Origin of the sequence: Nioella sediminis (assembly GCF_001879695.1) — a bacterium.
GTDB classification, from domain to species: domain Bacteria; phylum Pseudomonadota; class Alphaproteobacteria; order Rhodobacterales; family Rhodobacteraceae; genus Nioella; species Nioella sediminis.
In genome coordinates this window covers 85,044-105,254 of record NZ_MNBL01000032.1, presented here as the reverse complement: position 1 = coordinate 105,254, position 20,211 = coordinate 85,044, and the positions used below count along the sequence as shown (strand labels likewise).

The following is a 20,211-nucleotide window of genomic DNA, read 5'->3' as shown; positions in this document are numbered from 1 at the left end:
GGTGCGGAAGCGCATCTTGAAGGGCATCGCATGTACCCAGTTGCGCTGGCGTCGCGTGACGGGGGGCCGGTCATCCGGGTTTCTGGAGGCGCGGATGGCATTCAGGCTTTCGATGAACATCATCGCCCCGATCGCGCCAAGGAAGACGACATAGCACAGCCGGACCAGCAGATCGACCTGGCCGACCGTGCGCAAGGCTGCAAACACCTGCACTCCAAGGGCCGACCCCAGAAGCCCGCCCGCCAACAGCACCAAGCCCATCCGGATATCGACGGTGCGGCGTTGGAAATGGCTGATGACGCCCGAGATGGACGACGCCACGATCTGGTTGGCAGAGGTCGCCACGGCCACCACGGGTGGAATGCCCGCCAGGAACAGCAAAGGCGTAATCAGAAACCCGCCGCCGACGCCGAACATGCCCGACAGCACGCCGACCACCCCGCCGATGCCAAGCAGCAGGAAGGCATTGACGCTGACTTCGGCAATGGGAAGGTAGATCTGCATGGGGGGCGGGGCTTTCGGCGCGGATATCGCCCCTTACGCCTGTGATCGGTCGGAATCCACCGGCCTCCCTGCGACAGATCGGATCAGGCGGGCTCAGCGCTGACGCAGGTACCGGCGCAGGATCTTCTCCAGTTTCGCGGCGCCGAGGGGGGCCATGGCCTTCGTATGTTCGTGGCTGATCGCCTCGTCGCTGAGGCCCGCCGCCATATTGGTCACGGTCGAGATCGCGGCGGCCTTGAGGCCCAGGAACCGGGCCAGGATGACCTCGGGCACCGTGGACATGCCAACCGCGTCCGCCCCAAGCATGTGGATCGCGCGGATCTCGGCCGGTGTTTCGAAGGAGGGGCCGGAATACCAGGCATAGACACCCTCGGCGAGGGCGATGCTCTCGTCCTCAGCCGCCTGCTTCAGCGCCGCCCGGATGCCGGGGTCATAGGCGTCCTTCATCGGCACGAAGCGCCGGTCAGACGGTTCCCCGATCAGCGGGTTGAGGCCGGAGAAATTGATGTGGTCAGTGAGCAGCATCAGGTCACCGGGCTGGATGTCGGGGCGCATCGACCCCGCCGCATTGGTGGCGATCAGCGCCTCCGCCCCAAGCGCGGTCAACACCTCCAACGGCAGGCGCATGGCGTCGCCCCGGCCGCTTTCGTAGTAATGCGCGCGCCCCCCGAAGACGGCGACGCGGGTGCCTTCCAGATCACCGATGACCAGCTTGGGGTTGTGGCCGGACACGCCAGCATGGGGAAAGCCCGGCAGGTCGGCATAGTCGATGGCAATGCCGTCCACGGCTTCGGCCAGGTGCCCCAGGCCAGAGCCCAGGATCAGGCCAATGGCCACCGGCTCGGTCCCGGCGCGGGACTGGATCAGATCGACAAGGGTATCACGGTCAGACATGGGCATTGGTCTTTCAACAGGCGCGGGGAAAGGATTTTGCAAAATCCTTCCGGATCGCGCCGCAAGCGGCGCGATCCGGGATCTCAGCGCTCTTTCACATAGGGCTCCCCACCGGCACGCGGCGGGATCGCTTTCCCGACGAAACCGGCCAGGATGACCACGGTAAGGATATAGGGCAGTGCCTGCATGAACTGCACCGGCACGCTGACGCCCAGAAGCCGGATATTCTGAAACAGGCTGCCCGTCGCATCCAGAAGGCCGAACAGCAAACAGGCCATCAACGCATACCACGGCCGCCACTTGGCGAAGATCAGGGCCGCCAGCGCGATAAAGCCACGGCCCGCGCTCATCTCGCGCACGAAGCCTGCCGACAGGCTGGTCGACAGATAGGCCCCGGCGATGCCGCACAGCACGCCGCAGATCAACACCGCCGTAAAGCGCATCCGCACCACCGAGATGCCTGCCGTATCCACCGCCGCCGGGTTTTCCCCAACGGCGCGCAGGCGCAGGCCGAACCGGGTGCGGTAGAGCAGCCACCAGGTCAGCGGCACGATCAGGAAGGCGGCATAGACCAGGATCGAATGGCCCGAGATCAGATCGTGATAGATCGGCCCGAGGATCGGCACGCCCTGCAGCTGTTCCGCGAAGGGCAGGGTGATGTTCTGGAACCGGCCCGAGGTCTCCAGCTGCGGTGTCCGACCGCCAAGCGAGAACCAGCTGTCGCTGACCACCACCGTCATCCCCGCGGCAAGGAAGTTGATTGCCACGCCGGAAATCAGCTGGTTGCCGCGGAAGGTGATCGACGCCACCCCGTGCAGCAGCGCAAAGACCATGGAGGACGCGACGCCCGCCAGAAGTCCAAGCCAGACATTGCCGGTTGTGAACGCGACCGAGGCCGAGAAGAAGGCCGAGATCAGGATCTTGCCCTCCAGACCGATATCGAAAATCCCGGCGCGTTCGGAATAGAGCCCTGCCAGACAGGCCAGCAGCAGCGGTGTGGCCAGCCGGATGGAACTGTCGAGAAGCTGGATGAGAGTTGCGAAATCCATGGATCAGCTCCCTTTCCGCATCGCCAGGAACAGGCGTTCCACGGGTGTGCGCACCATATTGTCCAGCGCGCCGGTGAACAGGATCACAAGCGCCTGAATGACCAGCAGCATCTCGCGGCTGACCGAAGGCATTTCGAACTCCAGCTCCGCCCCGCCCTGATAGAGCATCCCGAACAGAAGCGCCGCCAGGAACACACCGACGGGGTGCGAGCGACCCATCAGCGCCACCGCGATCCCGACAAATCCCGCGCCCTGCACCGGGTCGATGACCAGCCGTTCGGCCTCACCCATCACCGAATTGATCGCCATCAGGCCAGAGAGCCCACCAGAGATCAGCATCGAGATCATGATGATCCGCACCGGGTTGATCCCGGCATAGACGGCCCCGGTCTGCGAGTGGCCATAGGCGCGGATCTCATAGCCGAGCCGGGTTCTCCAGATCAGTGCCCAGACCCCCACGCAGGCCACAATCGCCACGAGGAACGACACGTTGAGCGGCGTCGACCGGCTGAACCCGAGCCAGGGGGCGATGTCATAGGCATTGGGCAGGTGGGTGCCCTCTGCAAACCGTGCAGTTTCCGGCGCCATCGACCCCGGAACCCGGAACACGTTGACCAGCAGGTAGACCAGCAGCGCCGAGGCGATGAAGTTGAACATGATCGTGGTGATCACGATATGGCTGCCGCGCTTGGCCTGCAGATAGGCCGGGATCGCGGCCCAGGCCGCGCCGAAGGCCGCCGAGCCCGCAATTGCCCCCAGAAGCGCAAGGGACCAGTGCGGCCAGGGGATCGACAGGCAGACAACGGCCACGCCAAGCCCGCCAAGGGCGGCCTGGCCTTCGCCACCGATATTGAACATCCGCGCATGGAAGGCCACGGCGACCGCCAGCCCGGTGAAGATGAAGTTGGTGGCGTAATAGAGCGTATAGCCCCAGCCATAGGCCGTCCCGACCGCGCCGCGCACCATGATGGCCATCGCCTCCAGCGGGCTTTCCCCGATATAGAGCACTACAAGCCCCGACACGACCAGTGCCAGCAGCAGATTGATGAAGGGGATCAGGGCGATATCGGCCCATTTCGGCATCTTGTCCATCACGCGGCCCCCTTCGTCACACCGGCCATCAGCAGGCCCAATTCACCCTCATTGGTTTCCGAGGGCAGTTTCTCACCCATGATCTGCCCGTCGAACATGACGGCAATGCGGTCCGACAGCGACATGATCTCATCCAGTTCCACCGACACGAGCAGGATCGCCTTGCCTTGATCGCGCAGCGCGATGATCTGCTTGTGAATGAACTCGATCGCGCCGATATCGACGCCGCGCGTCGGCTGCCCGATCAGCAGCAGGTCGGGATTGCGCTCGATCTCTCGCGCCACCACGATCTTTTGCTGATTGCCGCCGGAAAAGTTCTTCGCCTCAAGGAACGGATTGGGTGGGCGCACGTCAAAGCGCTCCATCTTCTCGGCGGTGTCTTTCTTCAGGGCCGCATTGTCCATGAACAAGCGGTTTTTCTGGTATTTCGGGTCGTGGTGATAGCCGAAGCCCATGTTTTCCCAGGCCATGAAGGGCATGATCAGCCCTTCCCGCTGCCGGTCCTCGGGCACATGGGCGATACCACGCGCCCGGCGGCTTTGGCCGTCCGAATGCGACCCCGTCAGGTCGATCCGATCCCCGTTGACCGTGATCGCGCCACCCGCTGCCGGGATCATGCCGCCCAGAACCTCCAGCAGTTCCGACTGGCCATTGCCTGCCACCCCCGCGATGCCAAGGATCTCGCCTGCCCGGATCTGCAACGAGATGCCTTTCAGCCGTTCGACCTTCTGATCGTCATTGGCCCGCAGGTCTTTTACGTCCAGCACCACCTCGCCCGGATTGGCGGGGGCCTTGTCGACGCGCAACAGCACCTTGCGGCCCACCATCAGTTCCGCCAGCTCCTCGGGGCTGGTGTCGGCGGTCTGCACGGTCGCTGTCATCTCGCCCCGACGCATCACGCTGACACTGTCGGTCACTTCCATGATCTCGCGCAGCTTGTGGGTGATCAGGATGATCGTCTTGCCCTGTTCCTTCAGTCCGTTGAGGATACGGAACAGGTGGTCGGCCTCGGCGGGGGTCAGAACGCCCGTGGGTTCGTCGAGGATCAGGATATCGGCGTGACGATAGAGCTGCTTGAGGATCTCGACCCGCTGTTGATGCCCGACCGAGATTTCCTCGATCACCGAATCCGGGTCCACATGCAGCTCATATTCGTCCGACAGTTCCTTGAGAATGCGCCGCGCCTTGGTGATCGAGGGCTGCAGCATCGCGCCGTCTTCGGCGCCAAGGATCACGTTCTCGACCACGGTGAAGTTCTCGACCAGCTTGAAATGCTGGTGGACCATGCCGATACCGGCGCGGATCGCGGCCTGGCTGTCGGGGATCGGGGTGGGCTGGCCGTTGATCAGGATCTCACCGGCATCGGCCTTGTAAAACCCGTAGAGGATCGACATCAGCGTCGATTTTCCCGCGCCGTTTTCGCCGACGATCCCGTGTATCGTGCCTTTGCGGACATGCAGGGAAATATCCTTGTTGGCCTGAACCGGACCGAAGGCCTTGGAGATGCCCTTCAGTTCGATCGCATAGGGTTCTGTGTCTGTCATGCGGCAGCCTGTCCCTTTTGTTTTTCATTGGGTCGCCACGAAATGCGGGCGCAATTGGGAAACTGTGACCAAAGCCGGGGCGTCTGTCCAGTCACCGCCCCAAAAAAGAAGACGGGCCACCGGTCGGGGCGGCCCGTCGGGCTTGATCAGCCTGTCACCGATTTACTCGACGGGGCACATGCCGTCTTCGGTGTAGTTATGCACCGAGATCTCACCGGCGATGATGGCGGCACGGGCGGCATCCACCTGTGCGATCATGTCTTCGGTGATCAGGTCGGCATTGTGCTCGTCCAGCGCATAGCCCACGCCATCCTCGGCCAGGCCGAAGACGTGGATGCCGGTCTCGATCTCGTCGACCGGGGTCGAGAATGCGTCATAGACGGCCACGTCCACGCGCTTGAGCATCGAGGTCAGGACCGAACCGGGGTGCAGGTAGTTCTGGTTGCTGTCGACGCCGATCGACAGGATGCCCTCGTCTTCGGCGGTTTGCAGAACACCAAGGCCGGTGCCGCCAGCGGCGGCGAAGACCACGTCAGCGCCCTGTGCCACCTGGGCACGGGTCAGTTCACCGCCGCGCACCGGGTCGTTCCAGGCCGCCGGGGTGGTGCCGGTCATGTTCTGGATGATGGTCGCGTCCGGGTTCACCGCGCGCACGCCCTGCGCATAGCCGCAGCCGAAGCGGGAAATCAGCGGAATGTCCATGCCGCCCACAAAGCCGACGGTGCCGGTTTCCGATGCCAGACCTGCCAGCATGCCCACAAGGTACGATCCCTCATGTTCCGAGAAGATCACCGAGCGCACGTTCGGCGCATCGACCACACCGTCGATGATCACGAAGGTGGTGTCGGGATAGTCGGGGGCCACAACTGCCAGCGAGGACGCCTGGCTGAAGCCCGCCATCACGACGGGGTTCGCACCGGCTTCTGCCAGACGGCGCATCGCCTGTTCACGCTGTGCGTCGGACTGAAGCTCGATCTCGCGATAGGAGCCGCCGGTTTCCTCGGCCCACTGTTCCGCACCGTTGAACGCCGCCTCGTTGAACGAGCGGTCGAACTTGCCGCCGAGGTCGAAGATGATCGCCGGATCGGCCAGCGCACCGGTGGCGGTGATCGCAAGGGCCGCAACAGTGCCATAGAATGTCTTGAAAAGAGTCATGTGTCTCTCCCGGTTGGATGATGGCGGGGCATTCTTTGGGTGATGCGCCCGGCCTGGAAAAAGTTGAAAGATCCCATGCTGAATAAGGGCAAAGCCCGCGCACGGGGTCAACCGTATTCTCGCGTCAACCGCCTGATGCCGGTAAAGGCAGCGCCATCAGGCAGGCATCGACGCGGGTTCCATCGGGTTTGCGATAGTATTGTGGACGTTGGCCCGTTTGCACGAATCCGGCGCCTTCATAAAGGCGGATCGCGGCCTGATTGTCGGCGGCGACTTCAAGGAATATCTGCTCAGCTTCACGCGTTCTGGCGCGGTCCAGAGCCTGCAAGAGAATCGCTTTCCCAATTCCATGGCCCCTGCGATCCGGGGTTACCGCTATGGTCAGCAGCTCTGCCTCGCCCGCGATGGTGCGGATCAGGGCAAAGCCGCCGTCGCCTTCGATCAGGTCGCATAGCGGGTCTGAGAGAAAAGCCTTCAGCTCCACCGCGCTCCACGGTCTTGGGGTGGTGAAGCTGGCGGCGTGGATGCGGGCAAGGTCTGCCGGGGTCATGGCAGCATGACAGGCCCGGTGTCGCGGGCGGGGGCCGCGTCGGGTGTGCGGATATAGAGCGGGGCAGGGCGCGGTTGGGGTGTTTGCCAGCGGGTCGCGGCGATGCGCGCGATGGCAGAGGCCGGGGCAAAGGCCGCAGGCGCGTGGGTCGCGCCGATCCGCTCGGCCACCTCGTCCGCGCGTTGGCCAACGCAGCTGAGTCCGGGCAGCGCCCACTCCGACACCGCATCAAACGGCACCAGGGCCGGCCCTTTTCCGGCCCCTTCGGCAAAGCGCTGCAAATACAGGTGATCACGGCGGGCATCGAGGCAGGCCAGCACAGGCCCCTCGGCCCCGAGCGCAAGGCAGTCCAGCAGCGACACGCCAATGGCGGGAATGCCAAGCGACAGGGCGAGCCCCCGCGCGGCGGCGACGGAAATGCGGATGCCGGTGAAGTTGCCGGGGCCGATACCGACGCCGATGGCGGACAGATCGGGCAGGGCGACATCAGCCTCCTCCAGCACCTCCTGAACCAGAGGCATCAGCCGTTCCGCCTGGCCTTTGCCCATATCCTCCTGCCGCGCGGCAATCACCCGGTCGCCCGACAGCAAAGCGGCCGCGCAATGCGCGGCCGATGTGTCAAAGCCAAGGATCAGCGCGTCAGACGGCAACCGGACGCACCTCGATCACTTCGGGGATGTAGTGGCGCAGCAGGTTCTCGATACCCATTTTCAGCGTCACTGTGGACGAGGGGCAACCGGCGCAAGCGCCCTGCATATGCAGGTAGACGATGCCGCGATCGAACCCATGGAAGGTAATGTCGCCCCCATCCTGCGCCACGGCCGGCCGCACGCGGGTATCCAGCAGTTCCTTGATCTGGCCGACGATCTCGGCATCCTCGCCGCTGTGCTCTGCATGGCCACCGGCCGCGCCGTCGCCCTCCATCACCGGGGCGCCGGACTGGAAATGTTCCATGATCGCGCCCAGAATGGCAGGCTTCACGTGGTCCCATTCCACATCGGCGGCTTTGGTCACGGTCACGAAATCGGTGCCGAGGAACACGCCAGCCACACCGGACACGCCAAAGATGCGGGTCGCAAGGGGCGAGCTTCCCGCGCTATCCGCTGCCGGAAAATCCGCTGTGCCACTTTCCAGAACCTGCAATCCGGGCAGGAATTTCAGCGTGGCGGGGTTCGGGGTGGATTCGGTCTGGATGAACATCTTGCGCTCCTTCGCGGCTTTGCACTGATATGCTTATCCCGACCGGGGAAGTCAAGAATTGGAACGGTTCTAATCTGAGGTTCAGGTGATCGCCTCAAGCTGTTCCTTCGACAGCTCACCGGGCACGATGGTCATCGGAATCGGCAGGGTGCCCGCGGTTTTCGACAGGGCGGTGACCAGCGGCCCCGGCCCCTTGCGACCGGTCCCGGCCCCCAGAACGATCACCCCGATTTCCCGGTCCTCGTTGACCTGGCTCAGGATTTCGTCGATCGGCTCTCCCTCGCGGACAACCAGTTCCGGGTCGACGCCCTGCTTGTCGCGCATCCACTTGGCGAAGACGTTGAAATGCGCCTCGATCCGTTCGCGCGCTTCGGCGCGCATGACCTCGCCCACGCCGATCCAGTGGTTGAATTCATCGGGGGGAATCACCGACAGGATCTGCACACCGCCCCCTGTATTCGCGGCCCGCATTGCCGCGAAACGCATGGCGTTCAGGCATTCGCGGGAATCATCGAGGATAACCAGAAACTTGCGCATGGACCTCTCCCATAGTCACCGCAGGCCATCATGACCGAGGTGAAGGGCTCAGGCAACAGCGGGTTTTGCAAGCACTTGTTAACCATTTGTCCGCCGGCTTGTGTTAACCTTTCGGCATTTATTGACTGCGTTCATGCGGGGGACCGGACATGGCCTTCTATCACAACCTCAAGGATTATCGGCGCGCCGAAGAGGCAGCCCGCGCCGTCGGGCGCGATGTCGACTACCCCGGCAAGGCAGACTGGATCGCCTCGCGCCTGCTGGAATTGCGCACGCATCTGCGCGACAAGATCACCGGTCGGCGGCGGGCCAAATCACTGATCATCGGGTCATGGAACATTCGCGCTTTCGACGATGGCCGCCCGCGCATGGATGAAAGCTACCACTATATCGCCGAGATCATCGACAGCTTCGATATCTGCGCGGTGCAGGAGGTGAAGCAGGACCTCAAACCGCTGGAACGGCTGGTCCGGCTGCTTGGCCCCAATTGGGATTATTTCGTCAATGACGTGACTGAAGGGGGCCCTGGCAATAATGAACGCATGGCGTTTCTGTATGACCGCAACCGGGTGCGGTTCAAGAACCTGATCGGGGAACTGGTGCTGCCGCAGGAGGCGCTGATCGAAGGGCGACAGATCGCCCGGTCGCCCTTTTTTGCGTCGTTTCAGGCCGGGTGGTTCCGCTTCACGCTCTGTAGTGCGCATATCCTCTATGGCGGCAGCAGCGCGGCGGATCATGCGCTGCGCGCGGCCGAGATCCGGGCGATTTCAAAGGTGCTGGCGCGCCGGTCGGAACAGACCGATGAGGTGCATGTGCTGCTCGGTGACATGAATATCGAGGCGGCGGGCGATCCGATCATGCAGGCGATGACGGATGAGGGGCTGCATGTCCCCCTTTTCGGCGCGACCAATCTGGGCGGTACAAAGCATTACGACCAGATTGCCTTCACCAAGGAGGACGTGAAAACGCGGCTTCTGGCCAAGGGCAGCTTCGACTGGCGCGGGGCCGTCTTCCGGAACGAGGATGCCGACCATTACCAACCCCATGCCGAGGCGATGCGGGGCGAGCCCTATGCCAATTGGGACCGGTCCTACAAGGGCTGGACCACCTATGAGATGTCGGACCACCTGCCGATCTGGATCGAGCTGGAGGTGGATTATTCCGACGATTACCTGAGGCGCTTTACCGGCTGATCAGCCTTCTGATTTTGCCCAGTCCCAGTAAAGCTTCAGCGCCTCTTTGGTCACGGGACCGACCTGATAATTCGTGCCGTCGAACTCCACTACGGGCGTGACCTTGGACATGTTGCCCGACAGGAAGACCTCGTCGGCATCGCGCACGTCGTCAAAGCTCAGAACCTCTTCGCGCACCTCATGGCCTGCGGCGCGCAGGTTCTTGATATGGCGCGCGCGGGTGATGCCGGACAGGAAGGTGCCATTGGGAATGGGGGTTTTCACCACGCCATCCTTGACGATGAAGACATTGGCGGTGGCGCTTTCGGCCACGTTGCCCATGGCATCGGCCACCAGCGCATTGTCGAACCCCTTGGCGCGCACCTCTGCCAGCATCCTTGCGTTGTTGGGGTAGAGGCAGCCTGCCTTGGCGTTGGTCACGTTGTCGGCCAGCACCGGGCGGCGGAACTGGGTGGTGCCAAGCCGCACCGTGGCATCGGGCGGCGAGAGCGGGATTTCCTCCAGACAGACCGCGAACCCGGTGGAGTCCGCATTCGGCACGATGGCCGAATAGCCGCCGTCGATGGTCCAGTACATGGGCCGGATATAGAGCGGCGTGTCCTCGGGATAGAGCCGGATGCCCTCCCATACGATATCGAAGATTTCCTGTCCGGTATGGGTCGGGTTCATCATCAGCGCGCGGGCCGAGCGGTTCACCCGTTCGCAATGGGCCAGCAGGTCGGGGGCCAGCCCATGGGCATAGCGCGCGCCGTCGAATACCGTGCCCCCCAGCCAAGATCCGTGATCGGCCGCGTTCATGATCGGCACATTGCCGTCATGCCATTTGCCTTCGAACCAGGTGCGGATATTCTTGCCGGTCGCCATTGGGGATCCTCCTTCTTGGCGACAGCATGGGGCAGATTAGGTCATAGGTCCAGACGTAAATCCGAGCTGATAGGACATCGGCGCAGGCCGCGCGCCCAAGCCGGTTGCAGGCGGTTTGCCCGGTGTCCCTGGCGGTTGTTTTGCTGTCTCCATGGCTCCTCCCTTACATGACTGGCGGCATCATCGCCGCAAAAGCCTGCCAGAAGGTTAAAGGGCCAGATCACGCCGCCAGTGCCAGAAGCCCCGCCATGTCGAGCGGCGCATTGACCATCTCCAGGTTTCCTTCCGAATCTCGCGGCCAGTCCTCTTGCGGGCGATCTCGGTACAGCTCGATTCCATTGCCATCGGGGTCTTCCAGATAGACGGCTTCGCTGACGCCATGATCGGCAGCCCCGACCAGCGGAACGCCAGCGGCGGCCACCTGCGCCACGGCCTGCGCCAGCGCCGCGCGCGTCGGGTACAGGAAAGCGACGTGATAAAGCCCGGTCGTGCCGCGCGGCGGGCGCATGCCGCTCCGGCTTTCCCAGGTGTTCAGCCCCAGATGGTGGTGATAGCCGCCCGCTGACATAAACGCCGCGCCGGGGCCGTAATGCTGCTGAACCTCCAGCCCGATCACATCGCGATAGAAGGCGATGGACCGGTCGAGGTCGGAAACTTTCAGGTGGACATGGCCGATTCCCATGCCGGGGTCTGCGGTGTAACTCATGGCGTTTCTCCTTTGCCCGGCAACATAGGAGCTGCCAGACAAAGGGGAATTCACCGTTTTCGCAGGGGATCGGTGCAGATCTGCGCAGAGACCTAGCTGCGCACCATGCCGACGATATCGTAGGTTTGCGCCAGGATCGGCGCGGCGATCTCGCGCGCCCGCTCGGCCCCGCGGCCCAGGATGCGGTCGATCTCGGCTTGGTCCTGCATCAGCCGGGCCATTTCGCCCGAGATCGGGGCAAGCTTTTCGACGGCCAGATCAGCGAGGTCTTGCTTGAAATAGCCGAACATCTTGCCCGCGTTCTGCGCCACCACATCGTCCACGGTGGTCTCGGCCAGAGCCGCCCAGATATTCACGAGGTTGCGCGCCTCGGGGCGGTTTTCCAGCCCGTCCGCGGTTTCGGGCAGCGGGTCGGGGTCGGTCTTGGCCTTCTTGATCTTCCGGGCAATGGCGTCGGCGTCGTCGGTCAGGTTGATCCGCGTCTTGTCGGACGGGTCGGATTTCGACATTTTCTTGGTCCCGTCCTGCAGGTTCATCACCCGCGTCGCCGCCCCCTCGATCACCGGTTCGGTCATGGGGAAGAACTCGACGCCATAGTCATGGTTGAACTTCGCGGCGATGTCGCGGGTCAGTTCCAGATGCTGTTTCTGGTCCTCGCCAACAGGCACATGGGTGGCGTGATAGACCAGAATATCGGCGGCCATGAGCGCAGGGTAGGCAAGCAGCCCGAGCGAGGCGGCCTCGGCGTTCTTGCCGGATTTGTCCTTCCATTGCGTCATGCGGCCCATCCAGCCCATGCGCGCGACACAGTTGAAGACCCAGGCCAGCTGCGCGTGTTCGGGCACCTGGCTCTGGTTGAAGAGGATGCTTTTTTCCGGGTCGATGCCAGAGGCGATGAAGCCTGCGCACAGTTCCCGCGTGTTGCGGGTCAGCGCTGCTGGATCCTGCCAGACGGTGATCGCGTGCAGATCGACCATGCAGTAGATCGACAGGATGCCCTGGTTCTGCGCATCCGCGAACCGCTTGAGCGCCCCCAGATAGTTGCCGAGATGCAGGTCGCCCGAGGGCTGGATGCCGGAAAACACCCGTGGCGTGAATTTTGCGTCGCTCATCGTGAACACCCTTGCCTGCCCCCCGCGCGAAAAGGGCGTCTGGTCAACCGCGCGCGCCTCGCTTACCCATGGGGGCGAGGCGCGTCAACATAAGGGACAATGGGAAGATGGACGCAAGCGGTAACTCCCCCTTCAATGCGCTGCCGCCCGTGGTAGTCGCCCTCGCGGTCGTGATGGGCGGGCTGGAGGTGATGTTCCAACTGGCCACGGCGGGGCTTCTGGGAGGCGCGGGCGGCGTCGGCTGGCGGATTGCGGCGATGCAGGATTACGCGGTTCTGGATTCTGTCTGGGAATGGATGCGCGCCAATCGCAGCTATCCGCCGCAGCATCTGGCCCGGTTCGTGGCTTATCCGCTGCTGCATGGCGGCTTCGTGCATGTGGCCTTCGTGGTGGTCTTCATCCTCGCCATCGGCAAGATGGTGGCCGAGGTGTTTTCGCCGCTGGCCTTCCTGCTGGTTTTCTGGGTCTCGGCCATTGTCGGGGCGCTGGCCTTCGTGCTGGTGCTCGATTCCGGCTACCCGTTGATTGGCGGCTATCCCGGTGTCTACGGGCTGATCGGGGCGTTTTCGTTCATCCGGTGGGTCAATCTGGGCGTCGCCGGGGAAAACCAGATGCGGGCCTTCGGGCTTATTGGCATGCTGCTGGCGATCCAGCTGATCTTTGCGACCTTGCAGGGCAATTACGGGGATGTGGTGGCGGATCTGTCGGGTTTCGTGGCCGGGTTCCTGCTGTCATTCCTGGTCAGCCCCGGCGGCTGGCAGCGGCTGCGGAACCGTCTGCGCCAGCGGTGAGGTTTGCGGGCGCGGGCCGGGGTGCCCACCCGCCCGCCCGGGCTGGCGCAGGTCAGGTCGGGTCCGGCGGAGAGGGCGCGCCGCGCCAGCCCGCACCCCGGCCCGCGCCCGCGCCTGATATCAGCGGTTGCGCCTGAGGCTGGCCCTGAGCTCCGCCAGCCGGAATGCGCCGGTCACCTGTCCGAAGACCATGTAGGAGAGCATCCCGACCACGATCACGCCCGCCAGTGCCGCGTAGCGCAGCCCATCTGTCTGCAACGCCCCTGACAGCAGCCAGACCAGCCCCCAGGACAGCGCCCCCATCATCAGCGACGCCGCCATGATGCGCGGGGCCGCGTGACGGGCCTTGTTGTCCAGCCGAACCGCCTCGCCAAACCCGCGCGCGCCGAGCCACAGCATCAGCGTCATCCCCCAGGCCGCCGTGGTGGCCGCGACCGCCGGGGCCAGCCAGCCGATCACCGGCATCAGCCCGAAGGCAAGCGCCGCATTGATCGTCATGGCGACAAGCGCATAGCGGAAGGGGGTCGCTGTATCCTCGCGCGCGAAGAAGACCGGCTGTTGCAGCTTTTGCAGCACGAAGGCCGGCAGGCCGAGCCCGTAGATCGCCAGCGCCCCGGCAATGGCGGCGCTGTCGGCGGCATCGGTCTGGCCGCGTTCGTAGAGCACCGAGACAATCGGCAGAGGGATCAGCAAAAAGACCACCGCGCAGGGCAGGGTCAGGATCAGCGCGAACTCAAACGCGCGGGAGAGGGAATGGCGCGCGCCCTCTGGGTCATCCGCCTTCAGCCGCCGCGACAGTTCCGGCAGCAGCACGATCCCGATGGCGATGCCGACCACGCCAAGCGGCAGCTGGTAGAGCCGGTCAGCGGCAAAGAGCCAGCTGATCGCGCCCTCGGTCGACGACGCCACAAGCTGCCCCACCACCAGGTTGATCTGTGCCACCCCATTGGCGAGGGCGGCGGGCACACCCACGACGACGAGGTGTTTCATCTCCGGCGTCCAGCGGGGGCGCGCGGGCCGGATGCGGATGCCAGCCCGATCCGCCGCGCCCCAGACCATTGCCAGCTGCGCCACGCCTGCGACCGGGATCGCCCAGATCAGCCAGGTGATGACCGCGCCACCGATGAGCGCGCCACAGGTCATGGCTGCGATGACGAAGATGTTGAGCAGAACCGGCGCCGCCGCCGCCGCCGCGAAGCGCCCGTGAGAGTTCAGAACGCCGGAAAAGAGCGCCGCCAGTGACATGAAGAAGATGTAGGGAAAGACGACGTGACCGAAGCCCACGGCCATGTCGAAGCGTTCATCCCCCACGAACCCGCCTGCCGTGGCCCAGACCAGCGCGGGCATGAACACCATGCCAAGCCCCACCAGCAGCAGCACGACAAAACCAAGCCCCGACAACGCATCGCGGGCAAATCCCGTGGCGTCCTCACCGGCCTCGGCTTTCTTCGAATACATCGGCACGAAGGCGGCGTTGAACGCGCCCTCGGCAAAGAAGCGGCGGAAGAGGTTGGGCAGCCGGAAGGCAGCGACGAAGGCGTCCATAACCGGGCCGGGACCGATTAGCGCCGTCAGCATGATTTCCCGCACGAAGCCGAGCACCCGGCTGACCATGGTCCATCCGCCCACGGTCAGGATGCCGCTGAGAAGACGGATGGGCCGTGTGTTCATGCCCCCGCCCGTTCCGCCACGCGGGCAATGGCCTCTCGCAGCTTCTTCTCCAGCGCGTCCTGCCGGTGCTTGGCGTGCAGCTTCAGCCCGAACATGTCCTTGACGTAGAAGGTGTCGATCACCTGTGCGCCATAGGTCGCGATCACCGCCGACGAGATATAGATATTCGACGCCGCGAGCGTCTTGGTCAGGTCATACAGCAGGCCGGGCCGGTCGCGGGTGTCGACCTCGATGATCGTGTAGATCTCGGACCCTTCATTGTCGAAAGTGATGTTGGTGGGCACGTTGAACGGGCGTTCGCGCTTCTTGATCTTGTCGCGCTTGTCGAGCGCCTGGCTGGCAACGACCTCGCCCCTCAGGGTCTTCTGGATCATGGTGGTCAGGCGCGGCAGGCGGCTGGCCTCATAGGGGTGACCCTCGGCGTCCTGCACCCAGAAGACGGCGGTCGCATAGCCGTCCTTGGTGGTGTAGGTGCGCGCGTCCACCACGTTCGCCCCCACGAGGCTGAGTGCACCGGCAAGGCGAGAGAAGATGCCGGGGTGATCGGCCAGCGCAAAGCAGACGCGGGTCGCGTCGCGGTCGATATCCTGCGCCGTGTCGATGCGAATCTCGTTGTTGGGCAGGTCGCGCAGCAGCCCGGCAATGACCGCCTGAGTTTCGGTGTCCAGCCCCTGCCAATAGGGGCCGTAATGCCGGTCGGTTTCGGTCTTCAGGGCCTTGCGGTCCCAATCCTCCAGCCGCTCGCGCAGGGCCTTCTTGGCCTCGCCTTCGCGCTTCTCGCGGTTGAGGTCCTCCAGCCCGGTTTCCAGCGCCACGGCGGTGGCCCGGTAAAGCCCGCGCAAAAGCGTCGCTTTCCAGTTGTTCCAGACATTGGGGCCAACGCCACGGATATCGCAGACGGTCAGCACCGTCAGCAGATCGAGCCGCGACTTGGTTTTCACCGCCTTGGCGAAATCGCGTACCGTGCGGATGTCGCCGATGTCGCGCTTCTGGGCCATGTCGGACATGAGCAGGTGATGACGCACCAGCCATTCCACTGTTTCCGACTCCTCCGCTTTCAGTCCAAGGCGCGGACAGATTCGGCGTGCGATCTGGGCACCCACAACGGAATGGTCCTCGTCCCGACCCTTACCCAGATCATGGATCAGGCAGGCGAGATACAGCACCTTGCGATTGACACCCGCCTTCAGGATGCCGGAGGCGACGGGCAGTTCCTCGATCAGTTCCTCCCGCTCGATCTGCGCGAGGGTCGAGATCACCTGGATCGTGTGCTCATCGACCGTATAGCTGTGATACATGTTGAACTGCATCATCGCCACGACCGGCGCGAATTCCGGGATGAAGGCGGCCAGCACCCCAAGCTCGTTCATGCGGCGCAGGCCCCGTTCCGGGTTGCCATGCTTCAACAGCAGGTCGAGGAAAATGCGCACCGCTTCCTTGTCGCTGCGCATCTCGTCGTCAATGAGATGCAGGTTCGCCGTGACCAGCCGCATCGCGTCGGGATGGATCAGATAGCCGGTGCGCAGGCCCTCCTCGAACAGCCGCAGCAGGTTCAACTTGTCCGACAGGAAGTCAGCGTTATCGACCACCGCAAGGCGCCCCTGCTTGACGTCGTATCCCGGCTTCAGCTTCTTGCGGCGTCTTCGGCGGCCCTTGAGGAACCCGATGATCAGGGGTTCGGGCTTCAGATGCGCGGCTTCCATCGCGGTCAGGAAGATGCGGGTCAGTTCGCCCACGCGGGTGGCGTGGCGGAAGTAATCCTGCATGAAATATTCCACCGCCCGGCGGCCGCTGTGATCGGTATAGCCGATACGCGAGGCCACCTCGACCTGAAGGTCAAAGGTCAGTTGATCCTGCGCGCGGCCCGCGATCAGGTGGATATGGCAACGCACCGCCCAGAGGAATCGTTCGGCGGCGTCAAAGGCATCGAACTCCTCCTGCCGGAAGACGCCATGTTCCACCAGCTCGGCGACCGTATCGACGCCATGTTCATACTTGGCGATCCAGTAGAGCGTCTGCAGGTCGCGCAGCCCCCCCTTGCCCTCTTTGACGTTGGGTTCAACCATGTAGCGCTGGCCGCCCTGACGTTTGTGTCGTTCAGCGCGTTCCTCCAGCTTGGCGTCGATGAACTCACTGGCCGTGCCCGCGAAAAGCTGCTCGCGCAGCGTGTCGTGCAACTGGTCACCAAGGGCGGCATCCCCGGTCAGGTAACGCATTTCCAGCAGCGATGTGCGGATCGTGAAATCCTCTTTCGCCAGCCGCAGGCAATCGGGGATCGACCGGCTGGCATGACCCACCTTCAGGCGCAGGTCCCACAGGATGTAGAGCGTGGATTCAATGACACTTTCTGCCCAACCGGTCATTTTGTAGGGCAGCACGAACAGCAGGTCGACATCCGAGAACGGGGCCATTTCCCCGCGCCCCGATCCGCCGACGGCCATGACCGCCAGGCGCTCGGCCTCGGTCGGGTTGGGATTGCGATGCAGATAGGTGGTGGCGACTCGAATGGCCTCGGTCACCATGCCATCGGTCAGGAACGCATAGGCGCGTGTCACCCGCCGCGCGACCAGTGGATTTGCCTCGAAGGCCGCCTCGATGGCAGCGCGCCCGGCCTTCTGCGCGGCCAGCAGTTCGGCGACGGTCAGCGCCCGGATCTTGCTCGCGTCGCTCTGGTCGGCAAGGGCGGCATCCAGCCGCGCGCGGATCGCGGCGGTGTCGAATATCTCCGCCTCGGGAAGGATCATCTCCCCGGAGGCGGTTCCTTTGGCGGGAAGGCGCGGGTTCCGGTCAGAAGCCGGAGGCGCCAAGGCGTCCTGGTGCAGGGTCAATAATGGAAACCTGGTTTTCGAGTACCGTTGCGATCGCCATGGCCCGTTCGACAGTGCCATCGGCTCTCAGGCGGAATACCCCGTTCGCACCGGCAAAGCCAGAGGAGGCCGTCAGTTCCGCCACCCCGATCGCACCGGCCTCGGCAGCGGTTTCGGCAATCGCGCGCATGGCGTCATAGGCAATCGGGGCCAGCACATGCGGCGCATCGCCATAGGCGGCGGTGTAGCGGGCGCCAAAGGCGGCATTGGCATCGGGGTCCGGCAATGCGAACCAGCCCCCCTGAAGGCCGGACAGTTCCAGCGTCTGCGACGGCACGTCCCACCGGGTCAGACCCATGACGCGGACCTCTTCGGTATCCAGCCCGTTTTCCGGCAGCAGCTGCGCGAAGAGCGGCAGCGCGGCAGAGGCCTCGGCGGTGATGACCAGCCCGGTCGCGTCAGAGGAGCGGATGGTCGACATCACCTCGGGCAGCGCCTGCACCACGCCTTGCTGTGAGAATTCGTAGCTGACCACGCCCGCGACGGTGCCGCCGGTGCTGGCCACCGCCCGTTGCACCGCGTCGCGCGCAACCTCGCCCGCCAGGTTCTGGGCGTGCAGAATGACAATGCGATTGCGGCCCTGGCGCGCGGCATAGCTTGCGATCCGGGCGGCGGTATTGTCGAACGTATGGCCCAGAACGAAGACATTGCCGCCCGCGATCTCGGTGTTGTTGGAAAAGCTCAGGACGGCGACATTGCTGTTCGAGACCGCGACCCCCACGGCCGCCGCGGCATCGGAGCGCAACGGACCTACGATGACCCGCGCCCCCTGCTGAATGGCCTGTCGCGCCACCGTGGCGGCCTGCGCCGGGTCCGCCGCGGTATTGTAGACGGTGATTTCCAGCTCCACGCCCTCGAACTCCGATGCGGCGAGCCGGGCGGCGTTTTCCAGGCTGCGGGCCACGATTTCATCGCCCGCGCTGGCAGAGCCGTAGGGCAGCAGCAGCGCGACCTGAATCGGGGCGCCCGCGCGCACCCGCGGACCGCTGCCGCCGGGAACGCCAACCTGACAGGCGGCGAGGACACCGGCACAAAGCGCCAGCAGAACAAAGCGGCGTGACTTGCGGAACATGCGGAAAGAAGGGAACATACGGCGCCGTCTCCAGAAGGCTCGAAATTGGGTCGGACGGACCCTACGCGGTCACGCGAAACAAGTAAACGCCAAGAGGCCAGCCCATGTCCGATCAGCTTGCAACCGCCGGTGCGCCCCGCGCTTCCCGGCTTGATCCGGGGCTTTACCTCGTGGCGACACCGATTGGCGCGGCGCGGGATATCACCCTGAGGGCGCTGGATATTCTGGCCTCTGCCGACGCGATTGCCGCCGAGGATACCCGCACCGCCCGCAAGCTGATGGAGATCCACGGGCTGGCCGTCGCCGGTCGCCCGCTGATCGCCTATCACGATCACAGCGGCCCCGGCGCGCGGGACAAGCTGGCCGCGATGGTCGCGGCGGGAAAATCCGTGGCCTATGTGTCCGAAGCGGGCACGCCGCTGGTGGCCGATCCTGGCTATCAGCTGGCCCGTGGCATGATCGAGGACGGCTTGCCGGTGATCGCCGCGCCGGGCGCCTCTGCCGTGCTGGCGGCGCTCAGCGTGTCCGGCCTGCCAAGCGACCGGTTTCTGTTCGCGGGTTTCCCGCCGCAGGCCAAGGGCGCGATGACAAGCTGGCTGGCAGATCTTGCGCCGGTCGGGGCGACGATCATTCTATATGAATCGCCGCGTCGCGTTCACCGATTGTTAGATGTTTTGTCCGATACCTTCGGGGGCGAGCGGCCCATGGCGTTGTGCCGGGAATTAACCAAACGCTTCGAAGAGGTCTTGCGCGGCAGCGTGGATGAGGTTCGAAATAGCATCGCAGATCGGGTCTTGAAGGGCGAAATCGTCGTCGTCATCGGCAAGGGCGCACCGGTTCAGGCGAGCTTGGAAACGATGGAAGACGCATTGCGCGCGGCGCTGGCGACACTGTCGGTCAAGGACGCGGCAGCACAGGTCGCCGCCGATCTGGGGCTGAAGAAACGCGACGTCTACCAGGCGGCGCTGACGCTGGAGAAAGATGGATGAGCGGAACAGTCAGTTATCATGCCGGACTTTCGGCAGAAGACCAGGTGTCTCGTCGATATGTGCGTGACGGTCATACGATCCTGTCCCGCCGGTGGCGCGGCAAAGCGGGGGAGATCGACCTTGTGGCGGAAAAGGACGGCACGGTGGTGTTCATCGAGGTCAAGAAAAGCCGCAGCCATGCGCGGGCCGCCGAACGCCTGTCTCAACGCCAGTTGCATCGCATATACCGGAGTGCCGAAGACTTTATCGGACATCTTCCGGCGGGGGCCAATACCGATTGCCGGGTCGATGTGGCACTACTCGATCATCATGGGGAAATCGACATTCTGCCGAATGTCCTCTGTGCATAGGGGCACATCGACGGCATTGCACCTTTCCGCCTCACGGGTCATGAATGCGCAACACGTGGGATTGGAGACGC

General features: G+C 64.1%; 20 protein-coding genes. 4 read left to right on the top strand and 16 right to left on the bottom strand.

The features are described from left to right. From BKY26_RS04200 to BKY26_RS04155, 10 genes are all read right to left on the bottom strand, one after another. On the bottom strand, positions 1-504 hold a 504-nt coding region (locus tag BKY26_RS04200), incomplete at its 3' end, for a sulfite exporter TauE/SafE family protein (protein ID WP_131541764.1). A gap of 93 nt (positions 505-597) precedes the next feature. Then, the gene (locus BKY26_RS04195; RefSeq protein ID WP_071689143.1) at positions 598-1,398 is read right to left on the bottom strand and encodes a purine-nucleoside phosphorylase; all 801 of its coding nucleotides are present in this window, start codon (positions 1,396-1,398) and stop codon (positions 598-600) included. Positions 1,399-1,481: 83 nt separating this feature from the next. After that, on the bottom strand, positions 1,482-2,447 hold the full coding sequence (locus BKY26_RS04190) for an ABC transporter permease (protein ID WP_071689142.1): 966 nt from the start codon (positions 2,445-2,447) through the stop codon (positions 1,482-1,484). Between the two features lie 3 nt (positions 2,448-2,450). Beyond that, positions 2,451-3,539, bottom strand: a complete 1,089-nt coding sequence (locus BKY26_RS04185; RefSeq protein ID WP_071689141.1) for an ABC transporter permease — start codon at positions 3,537-3,539, stop codon at positions 2,451-2,453. Further along, entirely contained in the window at positions 3,539-5,083 is a 1,545-nt protein-coding gene (locus tag BKY26_RS04180; RefSeq protein ID WP_071689140.1) for an ABC transporter ATP-binding protein, read from the bottom strand. The genes BKY26_RS04185 and BKY26_RS04180 overlap by 1 nt, the downstream gene beginning before the upstream one ends. A gap of 162 nt (positions 5,084-5,245) precedes the next feature. Next, positions 5,246-6,238 (bottom strand): BMP family lipoprotein, encoded by a 993-nt coding sequence (locus BKY26_RS04175; protein WP_071689139.1) that lies wholly within the window; start codon positions 6,236-6,238, stop codon positions 5,246-5,248. A 124-nt stretch (positions 6,239-6,362) separates the two neighbouring features. Next, positions 6,363-6,788, bottom strand: a complete 426-nt coding sequence (gene rimI / locus BKY26_RS04170; RefSeq protein WP_071689138.1) for a ribosomal protein S18-alanine N-acetyltransferase — start codon at positions 6,786-6,788, stop codon at positions 6,363-6,365. Next, positions 6,785-7,438, bottom strand: a complete 654-nt coding sequence (tsaB, locus tag BKY26_RS04165) for a tRNA (adenosine(37)-N6)-threonylcarbamoyltransferase complex dimerization subunit type 1 TsaB (RefSeq protein ID WP_071689137.1) — start codon at positions 7,436-7,438, stop codon at positions 6,785-6,787. The genes rimI and tsaB overlap by 4 nt, the downstream gene beginning before the upstream one ends. Further along, complete coding sequence (locus tag BKY26_RS04160; RefSeq protein WP_071689136.1) at positions 7,428-7,988, bottom strand: NifU family protein; 561 nt, start codon at positions 7,986-7,988, stop codon at positions 7,428-7,430. Before BKY26_RS04160 ends, tsaB begins: the two co-directional genes overlap by 11 nt. Before the next feature lie 81 nt (positions 7,989-8,069). Further along, positions 8,070-8,525 carry a universal stress protein gene (locus BKY26_RS04155; protein WP_071689135.1) on the bottom strand — a complete coding sequence of 152 codons (456 nt, stop codon included), beginning with the start codon at positions 8,523-8,525 and terminating at the stop codon, positions 8,070-8,072. A gap of 149 nt (positions 8,526-8,674) precedes the next feature. Here BKY26_RS04155 and BKY26_RS04150 point away from each other — a divergent pair, with 149 nt between their 5' ends. After that, positions 8,675-9,718, top strand: a complete 1,044-nt coding sequence (locus BKY26_RS04150) for an endonuclease/exonuclease/phosphatase family protein (RefSeq protein WP_083431313.1) — start codon at positions 8,675-8,677, stop codon at positions 9,716-9,718. Here BKY26_RS04150 and BKY26_RS04145 read toward each other — a convergent pair whose 3' ends face one another. The 3 genes from BKY26_RS04145 to trpS form a co-directional block, all read right to left on the bottom strand. Further along, complete coding sequence (locus BKY26_RS04145; protein WP_071689134.1) at positions 9,719-10,582, bottom strand: branched-chain amino acid aminotransferase; 864 nt, start codon at positions 10,580-10,582, stop codon at positions 9,719-9,721. A gap of 220 nt (positions 10,583-10,802) precedes the next feature. Further along, on the bottom strand, positions 10,803-11,288 hold the full coding sequence (locus tag BKY26_RS04140; protein WP_071689133.1) for a VOC family protein: 486 nt from the start codon (positions 11,286-11,288) through the stop codon (positions 10,803-10,805). A gap of 92 nt (positions 11,289-11,380) precedes the next feature. After that, positions 11,381-12,400 (bottom strand): tryptophan--tRNA ligase, encoded by a 1,020-nt coding sequence (gene trpS, locus BKY26_RS04135; RefSeq protein WP_071689132.1) that lies wholly within the window; start codon positions 12,398-12,400, stop codon positions 11,381-11,383. Positions 12,401-12,507: 107 nt separating this feature from the next. Between trpS and BKY26_RS04130 the strand changes: the two genes are divergently transcribed. After that, positions 12,508-13,191, top strand: a complete 684-nt coding sequence (locus BKY26_RS04130; RefSeq protein ID WP_071689131.1) for a rhomboid family intramembrane serine protease — start codon at positions 12,508-12,510, stop codon at positions 13,189-13,191. 120 nt (positions 13,192-13,311) lie between these two features. Here BKY26_RS04130 and murJ read toward each other — a convergent pair whose 3' ends face one another. Genes murJ through BKY26_RS04115 form a run of 3 tightly spaced genes read right to left on the bottom strand, consistent with a single transcriptional unit; the run spans position 13,312 to position 18,801 of the window. Continuing rightward, complete coding sequence (gene murJ, locus BKY26_RS04125) at positions 13,312-14,862, bottom strand: murein biosynthesis integral membrane protein MurJ (RefSeq protein ID WP_071689130.1); 1,551 nt, start codon at positions 14,860-14,862, stop codon at positions 13,312-13,314. Then, positions 14,859-17,606, bottom strand: a complete 2,748-nt coding sequence (locus BKY26_RS04120) for a [protein-PII] uridylyltransferase (RefSeq protein ID WP_071689129.1) — start codon at positions 17,604-17,606, stop codon at positions 14,859-14,861. Before BKY26_RS04120 ends, murJ begins: the two co-directional genes overlap by 4 nt. Before the next feature lie 43 nt (positions 17,607-17,649). Continuing rightward, positions 17,650-18,801 carry a penicillin-binding protein activator gene (locus tag BKY26_RS04115; protein WP_245764423.1) on the bottom strand — a complete coding sequence of 384 codons (1,152 nt, stop codon included), beginning with the start codon at positions 18,799-18,801 and terminating at the stop codon, positions 17,650-17,652. Between the two features lie 104 nt (positions 18,802-18,905). Here BKY26_RS04115 and rsmI point away from each other — a divergent pair, with 104 nt between their 5' ends. Together rsmI and BKY26_RS04105 are read left to right on the top strand one after the other, a co-directional pair. Then, positions 18,906-19,790: a 16S rRNA (cytidine(1402)-2'-O)-methyltransferase gene (gene rsmI / locus BKY26_RS04110; RefSeq protein ID WP_071689127.1), complete on the top strand. Its 885-nt coding sequence runs from the start codon at positions 18,906-18,908 to the stop codon at positions 19,788-19,790. Further along, positions 19,787-20,140, top strand: coding sequence for a YraN family protein (locus BKY26_RS04105; RefSeq protein WP_071689126.1), 354 nt, complete (start codon positions 19,787-19,789; stop codon positions 20,138-20,140). Before rsmI ends, BKY26_RS04105 begins: the two co-directional genes overlap by 4 nt. Positions 20,141-20,211: the final 71 nt, after the last annotated feature.

Excerpts from the sequence above, each read along its gene's own strand:
- BKY26_RS04195 (WP_071689143.1), bottom strand. The coding sequence starts at position 1,398 with ATGTCTGACCGTGATACCCTTGTCGATCTGATCCAGTCCCGCGCCGGG.
- BKY26_RS04190 (WP_071689142.1), bottom strand. The coding sequence starts at position 2,447 with ATGGATTTCGCAACTCTCATCCAGCTTCTCGACAGTTCCATCCGGCTG.
- BKY26_RS04185 (WP_071689141.1), bottom strand. The coding sequence starts at position 3,539 with ATGGACAAGATGCCGAAATGGGCCGATATCGCCCTGATCCCCTTCATC.
- BKY26_RS04180 (WP_071689140.1), bottom strand. The coding sequence starts at position 5,083 with ATGACAGACACAGAACCCTATGCGATCGAACTGAAGGGCATCTCCAAG.
- BKY26_RS04175 (WP_071689139.1), bottom strand. The coding sequence starts at position 6,238 with ATGACTCTTTTCAAGACATTCTATGGCACTGTTGCGGCCCTTGCGATC.
- rimI (WP_071689138.1), bottom strand. The coding sequence starts at position 6,788 with ATGACCCCGGCAGACCTTGCCCGCATCCACGCCGCCAGCTTCACCACC.
- BKY26_RS04160 (WP_071689136.1), bottom strand. The coding sequence starts at position 7,988 with ATGTTCATCCAGACCGAATCCACCCCGAACCCCGCCACGCTGAAATTC.
- BKY26_RS04155 (WP_071689135.1), bottom strand. The coding sequence starts at position 8,525 with ATGCGCAAGTTTCTGGTTATCCTCGATGATTCCCGCGAATGCCTGAAC.
- BKY26_RS04150 (WP_083431313.1), top strand. The coding sequence starts at position 8,675 with ATGGCCTTCTATCACAACCTCAAGGATTATCGGCGCGCCGAAGAGGCA.
- BKY26_RS04145 (WP_071689134.1), bottom strand. The coding sequence starts at position 10,582 with ATGGCGACCGGCAAGAATATCCGCACCTGGTTCGAAGGCAAATGGCAT.
- BKY26_RS04140 (WP_071689133.1), bottom strand. The coding sequence starts at position 11,288 with ATGAGTTACACCGCAGACCCCGGCATGGGAATCGGCCATGTCCACCTG.
- trpS (WP_071689132.1), bottom strand. The coding sequence starts at position 12,400 with ATGAGCGACGCAAAATTCACGCCACGGGTGTTTTCCGGCATCCAGCCC.
- BKY26_RS04130 (WP_071689131.1), top strand. The coding sequence starts at position 12,508 with ATGGACGCAAGCGGTAACTCCCCCTTCAATGCGCTGCCGCCCGTGGTA.
- murJ (WP_071689130.1), bottom strand. The coding sequence starts at position 14,862 with ATGAACACACGGCCCATCCGTCTTCTCAGCGGCATCCTGACCGTGGGC.
- BKY26_RS04120 (WP_071689129.1), bottom strand. The coding sequence starts at position 17,606 with ATGATCCTTCCCGAGGCGGAGATATTCGACACCGCCGCGATCCGCGCG.
- BKY26_RS04115 (WP_245764423.1), bottom strand. The coding sequence starts at position 18,801 with ATGTTCCGCAAGTCACGCCGCTTTGTTCTGCTGGCGCTTTGTGCCGGT.
- rsmI (WP_071689127.1), top strand. The coding sequence starts at position 18,906 with ATGTCCGATCAGCTTGCAACCGCCGGTGCGCCCCGCGCTTCCCGGCTT.
- BKY26_RS04105 (WP_071689126.1), top strand. The coding sequence starts at position 19,787 with ATGAGCGGAACAGTCAGTTATCATGCCGGACTTTCGGCAGAAGACCAG.